General features: G+C 44.7%; 11 protein-coding genes. 7 read left to right on the top strand and 4 right to left on the bottom strand.

The window, feature by feature from the left end; genetic code table 11:
• Positions 1–579 precede the first annotated feature (579 nt).
• A complete protein-coding gene (locus AVZ68_RS19280; protein WP_059106204.1) occupies positions 580–891 on the top strand; it encodes a TIGR04104 family putative zinc finger protein in 312 nt (103 codons plus the stop codon).
• Between the two features lie 21 nt (positions 892–912).
• Positions 913–1,365 carry a GNAT family N-acetyltransferase gene (locus AVZ68_RS19275; RefSeq protein WP_059106203.1) on the top strand — a complete coding sequence of 151 codons (453 nt, stop codon included), beginning with the start codon at positions 913–915 and terminating at the stop codon, positions 1,363–1,365.
• A gap of 45 nt (positions 1,366–1,410) precedes the next feature.
• On the opposite strand, the gene AVZ68_RS19270 is transcribed toward AVZ68_RS19275, so the two are convergent.
• A complete protein-coding gene (locus AVZ68_RS19270; protein ID WP_059106202.1) occupies positions 1,411–1,815 on the bottom strand; it encodes a hypothetical protein in 405 nt (134 codons plus the stop codon).
• 30 nt (positions 1,816–1,845) lie between these two features.
• On the opposite strand from AVZ68_RS19270, the gene AVZ68_RS20545 reads away from it, so the two are divergent.
• The 4 genes from AVZ68_RS20545 (at position 1,846) to AVZ68_RS19255 (ending at position 4,365) form a co-directional block, all read left to right on the top strand.
• Positions 1,846–2,256, top strand: coding sequence for a DUF5391 family protein (locus AVZ68_RS20545; protein WP_082676802.1), 411 nt, complete (start codon positions 1,846–1,848; stop codon positions 2,254–2,256).
• 52 nt (positions 2,257–2,308) lie between these two features.
• Positions 2,309–3,121, top strand: a complete 813-nt coding sequence (locus AVZ68_RS19260) for a DUF1835 domain-containing protein (protein WP_059106200.1) — start codon at positions 2,309–2,311, stop codon at positions 3,119–3,121.
• Between the two features lie 26 nt (positions 3,122–3,147).
• Positions 3,148–3,291 carry a hypothetical protein gene (locus AVZ68_RS20420; protein ID WP_157404755.1) on the top strand — a complete coding sequence of 48 codons (144 nt, stop codon included), beginning with the start codon at positions 3,148–3,150 and terminating at the stop codon, positions 3,289–3,291.
• A gap of 747 nt (positions 3,292–4,038) precedes the next feature.
• On the top strand, positions 4,039–4,365 hold the full coding sequence (locus AVZ68_RS19255; RefSeq protein ID WP_059106199.1) for a hypothetical protein: 327 nt from the start codon (positions 4,039–4,041) through the stop codon (positions 4,363–4,365).
• A 228-nt stretch (positions 4,366–4,593) separates the two neighbouring features.
• Here AVZ68_RS19255 and AVZ68_RS19245 read toward each other — a convergent pair whose 3' ends face one another.
• Complete coding sequence (locus tag AVZ68_RS19245; RefSeq protein WP_059106197.1) at positions 4,594–6,042, bottom strand: alanine/glycine:cation symporter family protein; 1,449 nt, start codon at positions 6,040–6,042, stop codon at positions 4,594–4,596.
• A 189-nt stretch (positions 6,043–6,231) separates the two neighbouring features.
• Between AVZ68_RS19245 and AVZ68_RS19240 the strand changes: the two genes are divergently transcribed.
• Complete coding sequence (locus AVZ68_RS19240; protein WP_059106196.1) at positions 6,232–6,477, top strand: hypothetical protein; 246 nt, start codon at positions 6,232–6,234, stop codon at positions 6,475–6,477.
• Between the two features lie 102 nt (positions 6,478–6,579).
• Here AVZ68_RS19240 and AVZ68_RS20980 read toward each other — a convergent pair whose 3' ends face one another.
• Both AVZ68_RS20980 and AVZ68_RS19230 read right to left on the bottom strand, forming a co-directional pair.
• Positions 6,580–6,711 (bottom strand): hypothetical protein, encoded by a 132-nt coding sequence (locus AVZ68_RS20980; protein WP_281176651.1) that lies wholly within the window; start codon positions 6,709–6,711, stop codon positions 6,580–6,582.
• A 405-nt stretch (positions 6,712–7,116) separates the two neighbouring features.
• Positions 7,117–7,476: transposase (locus tag AVZ68_RS19230; RefSeq protein WP_157404753.1), on the bottom strand; the 360-nt coding region annotated here is incomplete at its 5' end.

The following is a 7,476-nucleotide window of genomic DNA, read 5'->3' as shown; positions in this document are numbered from 1 at the left end:
TGTTTGTTTCGTATGAAGCTGCGATGCTTTGTATTGCTGTTGCAATGCTCGTATTAACACTTGTCGAGCATGACAACGACAAAAAAAAGTAATCACCCCTGGGGACCAAACCTAATGGGTGATTACCGTCTTTGAACTCTTCACCCTGAAGGGCGTTCGTTCTATTGCCTTGCCCTTGAGTGTTAGCAGCACTCAAGGGCTCTTTTTATAATAGTCGAAAAGTACAGCTTTTATGCTCAAATACGACCTTTACTACATTATAACATGAGATCATGGTTTGAGAAACAGGGGAACTGCATGTGTCTATAATAACTCAATGCCAGGATGATGTGTACGGAGCATGACCGCAAAAAAAGCAATCACACAGATCGCTTCATCTGGAGTGTAACATAGCGGCTGAGGAATGAACGTATTTTTTTCGTTTTTTACAGAAATTTAGATTTTTTTCACACTCCGGGCCCAGCCCTTTTTTGTCGTACCAACATTCTTTAAAGGGGTTTTGCACTTGATATAGAAACATATACTCTGAGGGTAAGAGCCCTTTGATTTTAAGTTCCATTCTGCAAGGGAGGTGACGGAATGCCGACCTGTGAACATTGCGGCTACACTTGGACTTGGAAGGAATCCTTGAAGAAGTTATTCACCTTTCGGCCAGAGATGGTCTGTCCAAGTTGTGAAGAAAAACAATATCAAACCCAACGATCAAAAATGAAAAGTAGTTTTTTAATGATTGTCGTCCTCCTGCCCCTTCTGATGACCACTTTCTTTGATATCTCAGTGGCCCTTCTGCTTGGGTTATCTCCGATTTTGCTCGTTTTCAGTATGTCGATTTCCCCGTTTTTGATGGAGGTAAGCAGCAAGGAAGAGTTTATTGACTTTTTTAGAAAATGACTTTCTAAAGGATGATAACACATGTATATTAGACCCTATCAAGAAAAGGATAAAGAGCGTATCATCAGCCTTTCTGAACGTTTTAGCGATATTGAGTTCATGGACTACAGGAACCAAGAGGCTATAGAACGAAAACAAATCGAGTTAGCCAAAGACGCTGTCTCGGTCAACGCATCCAACCTTTTTGTGGCTGAACAGGATAACGAGTTTCTTGGTTACATTGAGTTAACGGAGGACAAGGATTATTTCACTAATGAGAGAGTCGCCTATATTTCCGCGATTGCCGTGACAAGCGCAGGTGAAGGCAAAGGAACCGGAAAGCTGTTAATGAGTAAAGCTGAGACGTGGTGTTTAGAACAAAGCTGCAAACAGCTCGTGTTAGATGTATTTAAGGCGAATGCTCATGCCATTTGTTTTTATGAGCATTTAGGATTTGAAGAAGAGATTGTGAAGATGGTGAAGATAGTTGAATAGTTAGGGACACCTGATGTTCAATCACCATGCGTCCCTTGGGTTCACCTACTCTCTTTCATCAAGCAACCCTTTGTTTTTATGGTACGACCTTCGCAGTGATAGATCGTTAAGCAAAAACATGAAAATACCGGACAACACCGTGACACCAGCTACATCCACCCAATCCTCACCAGTAAGAGGTCTACTGACGATGGAATAAACAATCGCAAAAATGAAGACAAAAATTAGGGATTGCTTGAATATCTTCTTTCGCTCTTTTTGGTACTCCTCTTTTGTGGCCACTGCGGTAAATTCCATCCCAGAGATGGCGTAACGGAGAAGGACGTAGGCGAGAATCAGCCCTATTCCAAGCAGGATGAATAATTCATAAAAAACGCTTATAGGCGTAAAGGAGCCTAAAAGCAGGATGGCCAAAAGATAAACGACTAGACTGACCGTACCTTCAGCCAAGAAATATAAAACCTTTTCCCGTTTGTATTCATCGTCCGGCAAGAAATTTCATTTGTGACCTTCGTTTCAGCTTTCCTTTTTTGCTCTTTGTTGGTTATGGGTTCACTTTCTCCACTGGCTTCGTCAGGGCCTAACGCTAATGAGTTCAATTCTTTGGGGATGTGGGCAGCCATTGCATGTGTGCTTGCCGTATATCTGCTTCCACTATTCATTTTTGTGAAGGGCTTGAGTGCCATGCGGTATGTAATGGCTGTTCTATGTGGGTTAGGGATCGTGACCATCATATCCATCATTTTGGGAGTGCTAGTTCTAGGATCATTTTCCAATAACTTTTCTGCTTTCTTAGGCGTTATCGCTCTTTCCCTCGCAACTTTAATCGCGAATGTCATGTGGCTGGTCGTAGCTTTCCGCCCCTCTCCCAAGCTTGAAGTAAAAAATTGATCCGGAAGAGTTGGACATTTATGTTAGTCCCAACGAAAGGAGAGAGGTTCCTGTGATTCATCTCGTATTTGGAAGGTCAGCAAGAAGCGGATTGAAACATGCTTTTCGGAAGCAAAATCATAAGGTGATTGGATTCCCCATCGATTTCTCTGTTGGACCCATCAAAACCATTCACGAAGAAAGGGGCATCAACCATTACTTTAGTTGGGTGAATTCGTCATTTCAGTCGGTGCTTGGTTCCTTTGAAGATGGCCAAACATGTTATCGTCAGTCGCTACAAGAGTTGTCAGAAGTAGATGACGGGGAGCACGTAACCATTTGGACTTGCGAAAATGCATCAGAGCAAGTGGGCCTGCGAATTAGCTGTTCCTTGTTAAAAGATAAGAATGTGGACCTAAAGCTTGTGAACACGTTTACTGCGATGGATGATTATATGAAGCACGAAGATGTTCGAATGGAGATTCGTTCGACGGGGGATTGTAACGCTGAACAGCTCACCCACTTTTACAAGCATTCGACGGTTCCCCTTTCGGAGGAAATGAGAAACGATTATGTGCAAGAGGGGGAACGGTTGCTGCGCAGTAAAAGCATGGTTCGTTCTTGGCGGCAGGGAGAAATCGTGGATGATTTAGAAACCAGAGACGACGCATTTATATTGGAATGTACCAGGAGGGTCCTTAATGAAATAGCAAATGAAGAATTTATACTTGCAACAAGAGTGATTGGTACCGTGATGGCTGATTCCGAGCAATCATTGTCCGATGTCTGGATTGCCTATCGAATACGTTCACTCATTCACTCTCATCAATTGGCTTACGAAGGTAGTCTTCAATCCATGCGCTTGCTTAACATAAAAGTTGTGTAAATAAGACGACGAAGGGGCTGGCATGCTTGCTTTCACCATTTTATATGGTTGGCCTCTTGCCTGCTATCTCCTCTTGGTGGATGCCTAAACGCCTTATTCTTTTGCTTATCGGCTTATTAGGAAACGGCTTTGTTTTGGTGTTGCTTGCAATGGGCATTAGTGAACCTTAAGAGCTTCATCAGAAAGGGCTGAATAAAAATAAGCGAACCCAATCAAGCGTATCACATCCTATTATTATAGGATTATTTGGAATTGGCGTTACATAGTTTTTATTATTAAGGTGAACGCCTGCTAAACAATACAGGTTGCTATTCTTCTACTTCAAAACTATTTCCTGTTATAATCTAGATTAATAGAACAACGTTTCTCAGGGGTGAGAGTTCACCTGTCGTCCTTCGTGCCAAAGGCCACCGGTGCCTACGGTAGAGGGGAGGTGAACGCCGTCATGTTTGTTTCGTATGAAGCTGCGATGCTTTGTATTGCTGTTGCAATGCTGGTATTAACGCTTGTCGAGCATGACAACGATAAAAAAAAGTAATCACCCCTGGGCTCCAACCTAATGGGTGATTACTGAGTCAAACAGAACTCTCCACCCTGCAGGGCGTTCGTTCTATTATAAGCCCTTGAGTGTTCGTAGCACTTAAGGGCTCTTTTTATGATAGTCGAAGGATACATATTTTATGCCTTTCATTATAACATGAACACATCGTTTGCACAAAACCGAGTTCCCTTTTTCTTTAGGCACAACGCCTTAGTTGAAGGTACTAAGCATCACAGTCTTTTCCCCACCACCCTTATCCTCGCGCTTATCAGCTAGGGGTCTAGGCTCTTAGCTTTATTTTCACCGAATCATCTAAATTAAGAAGGAATTGGCGCTACAAACGTCGAATCATTCAAACATTAAGGAGGCGATTAAGATGAGTAGGAGGGTTCACGCGTTTTCCATCATAGATTCTCTGCATAGCCATTTTGCTAAGCGTTATTTTATTCAGAAACAGAATCTTCACTCTTACAGCGATATGATAAGGTCCGTTTTAAAAGATTACCCACGGGAATTTGATGAAATGACAACTCAACGGCTAATGAGGTCGATAGAAATACGCAACCTCGTCTGCCATTATCATGACATTCCTTCCTCTGACCTATTTTTATTACGTACATTGCAAAATGAACTAGTGGTTAAAACCACAAAACGAAAAGTAAAACTAAGCGAATTGATGGGCAAAGAGTACCCTTATCGGTAAGGCTTTGAGCAGCTCGCCTCTGTCTAAGACAGGGCTTTTTCCATGTCCTTCACGCCAAAGCGTTGCTTACGATAGGGGGTCCTATTTGTTTCGTATGAGGCTGCGATGCTATGAATCTCGTTGTCAGGGGCAAAAAATCCCAAGCTTCTACCCGCTAGAATTTTTTTAAAAAAGCGGTTTACCGACATTTCATCGATAAACCGCGATGTTCTATTTCCTGTTAACACTTTAAGACTGCTCTTCTCCCTTGCGCTCCTCTTCCCAGGCTTCCACATTCTTCAGGCCGGGAATGCTGTCTTTATGAAAGACAGGGTCTTTTCCTTGGGCGCGTTGCGCTTGATAATGCTTAAGCGCCTTAATCGCAATTTTTGCAAGGAGTGCAATGGCAACGAGGTTGACAATGGCCATCGTCCCCATGAATAGATCGGCCATTTCCCAAATAATAGCGAGATCGATGGTGGCGCCAACAACAATCATTCCTAGAACGGCCAGACGGAAAAGAAGCAATAGCCAAGGTTTTTGTGAAATGAATTCGATGTTGGTTTCGCCATAATAATAGTTTCCTAATAAAGACGTAAAGGCAAAGAAAAAGATCGCAATCGTCACAAACGGGACCGCCCAATCTCCGATGTGAGTCGTTAGGGCTTGCTGTGTTAATTGAATTCCTTCAATTTCTCCCACGGTGTACACGTCGGTCAGCAGAATAATGAAGGCCGTCGCACTACATATCACCAACGTGTCCACGAAGACGCTTAAGGATTGAACGAGTCCTTGCTTCACGGGGTGAGACACATGTGCGGTGGCCGCGGCATTTGGAGCGCTTCCCATCCCCGCCTCGTTCGAGAAGAGACCGCGACGAATCCCGTTCATAATTGCGGCGCCAAGCCCTCCCCCAACCACTTCTTCAATCCCAAAAGCATTCTTCACAATGAGAGCCATGACGGCTGGAACTTCCGTGATGTTCATCACCATGATCATCAGGGCGACCGCCACGTACACAATCGCAAAAACGGGTACGATCACCTCCGACATCACAGCAATTCGACGAACGCCACCAAAAATAATAACGCCCATGATAACCGCGATAATGATTCCAAGGAGGAGCGGGTCCACATTATAGGCACCTGCAAACGCATCGCTCATCGTATTGGCTTGGACGGCATTAAAAATGAGACCGAAACAAAGAGTAATAAGTATAGCAAAAAGAACACCCATCCATCTTGCGCCTAACGCTTTTTCCATATAGTACGCAGGACCGCCTCGAAATCCGTTCTTGTCTTTGACTTTATAAATTTGCGCGAGAGTGCTCTCGATAAACCCGGACGCTGCCCCAATAAGAGCGATGAGCCACATCCAGAAAATCGCCCCAGGCCCTCCAAGCGAAATCGCCACCGCTACCCCTGCCAAGTTCCCGGTTCCAACGCGAGCGGCCGTGCTAATCGCAAACGCCTGGAACGACGAGGTCCCTTTCTTTTCCTTAAACGCAGAGCGATCCGTTCCTTTAAACAGCAACCGAATCATCTCACCAAGCATTCGAAACTGTACAAACCGTGAACGAACGGTAAAATATAAACCGAGCACAATCAATAGACCTATCAAGATATAGGTCCAAAGAAAGTCGTTTCCTGCCCCGACTAGTTGGCCGAACCATGTGTCGGTTCCGAACCATTGATCCATTTAATCACCCCTCTTCATAGAATTGTCACAAACATTATTCATTTTACCAGAAAAATGGACGCTTTCAACATTTAAACTATGTAGCAGGAAAATGATTATGACACTAAATTGAGGGGACCGTACGGGAACCGGAAGCACATGCGGATGTTTGCGGGTGATTTTGGAGACCTGACATAAGAGTTACCGTCCTTGGATTTCGACGGCAGCATCAAGCCCGGTTTTGGCTTGATCTGGCGGCGTGAAGAAACCTCGAGCGAGTGGGCGCTGGAGCTAGACAATCCGAAATGCGCAGGCGGGTCGAACAGAAGCGAGGATTTTGGAAGGCCTGCACGAGAAATCCCGACCTTGGATTTCCGGGCAGGACTGAAAAATCCCGAGCTTCTACCCGCCGAAGCTAAACAAAAAAGACGAGGAATCCTCCCCGCCTTTTTCTGACTTAGCGACCTTCAACCTCATCCTTATCACGAACCGTGACCACCAATCCACCAAACTTTCCGGCTAGCCAGTTGTAGATCAGGGTGACTAGCGCGACCACGCCTATGTAGACACCAAAATAAAAAGTCCAATTAACACGAATATAACGATTGGAATCATCAATAAATAAATGGTACTCTTCATCACGCTCGCGATGGTAAATTTTCTAATCTCGACTTGCTTCAAACGTTTCACCTTCCCTCCCTCTATAAACATTGATAGATCAACGGTTTCAGCCGCTGATTGAGTGCCAAAAAAAATTTTTTGTTCTCGTGTCAAAACAAGTATTTTCATCTTTTCAAGGATCTGGTGGTCAAGCTTATGCTTCGCGGTGATAACTGGATAAAATTAGGTGATCTTGACTGTCTATGTGATGCACCTTGGATCTCTGCGAATGCTTATGCTGACGGACCCTCCCATGTCTCTTGGCATCGCGTGCCTACATTCCTTCGTTCGGTCTAGTCATAAGGCAGAGGCCGGCTAAGCTCCTTTAGGGACTCGAGGTCGTATGGAAAAAATGGTGCCAGCTTCTCTGTGTCATCCTCTTGATTGCACCGCTAGCTTAGACTGTAGGCACTTCTTGAAACATTGGTAGGTCTTTCAGTAGTTGAGCTTCACAAAGGTCCGGTGCTTCGTTGCGAGCGTGTGTAAAATTTTTAAGAGCTTGCCACATAGGACGACAATCGACTGTTTTTTACGCAGCGGGTTTTTACTGCGAGTCGTATAATACGGCAAGGCTTTAAACGCCTGGTTATGGCGAACCATGGGCAACATCACTCGGAATAGCAGGGCTCGGAGCCGGCGTCTTCCTCGCTTTGAAATGCGCTTTTGTCCTTTGTGTAGCCCCGACGAACTTTCTTGCAAGGTGAGTCCCGCTAGTTTTACTAATTGGCGTGGATGCTCGCAAGCAGAAAGATCTCCGGTCTCGGCGAGAAGGTCGATGATGGTCGCATCTCCAAG

Source organism: Shouchella shacheensis (assembly GCF_001484965.1).
GTDB classification, from domain to species: Bacteria; Bacillota; Bacilli; order Bacillales; family Bacillaceae_D; genus Shouchella; species Shouchella shacheensis.
This window is presented reverse-complemented; position numbering and strand designations above follow the sequence as displayed.

Coding starts and splice junctions, on each gene's coding strand:
- AVZ68_RS19280 (WP_059106204.1), top strand. CDS start 580: ATGCCGACCTGTGAACATTGCGGCTACACTTGGACTTGGAAGGAATCC.
- AVZ68_RS19275 (WP_059106203.1), top strand. CDS start 913: ATGTATATTAGACCCTATCAAGAAAAGGATAAAGAGCGTATCATCAGC.
- AVZ68_RS19255 (WP_059106199.1), top strand. CDS start 4,039: ATGAGTAGGAGGGTTCACGCGTTTTCCATCATAGATTCTCTGCATAGC.
- AVZ68_RS19245 (WP_059106197.1), bottom strand. CDS start 6,042: ATGGATCAATGGTTCGGAACCGACACATGGTTCGGCCAACTAGTCGGG.